The organism is Cocleimonas sp. KMM 6892, from assembly GCF_035798195.1.
In the GTDB taxonomy this organism is placed as follows: Bacteria; Pseudomonadota; Gammaproteobacteria; order Thiotrichales; family Thiotrichaceae; genus Cocleimonas; species Cocleimonas flava.
In genome coordinates this window covers 1-380 of record NZ_JAPFBV010000030.1, presented here as the reverse complement: position 1 = coordinate 380, position 380 = coordinate 1, and the positions used below count along the sequence as shown (strand labels likewise).

At 46.3% G+C, this 380-nt stretch carries 1 protein-coding gene; it reads left to right on the top strand.

Features of this window, described 5'->3' with window-relative positions; translation table 11 throughout:
* On the top strand, positions 1–380 hold a 380-nt coding region (locus OO007_RS20240; protein ID WP_325810191.1), incomplete at both ends, for a DUF7507 domain-containing protein.

Below are 380 nucleotides of genomic sequence, written 5' to 3'. Positions count from 1 at the left end.
CCAGGAACGATTACTTATACCTTTGACTTTGTAAACACAGGTAATGTCGCATTAACCAACCTAACAGTTGCCGATACTAATATCGACAGTGGCACACTAACAGGTTGTCCAATTGCGACTTTGGCGGTTGGTGCAAGTGCCTCGTGTATAGCTACCAGAGCAATAAGTCAGGCACAAATCGATGCTGGTCCTGATATTATAAATACTGCAATCCCAAGTGCGACAGGTCCTGATGGCACCACACCCGTCACTGAAGATGATACGGCAAACGATAACAGTACAGCTACAGATACTCTTCAATCACCTGTAGCGGTTGATGATAGTCAGGCCAATCCAGGTGTGCCATCACCGACTAATCCAACGACATTGGCTACGATTGG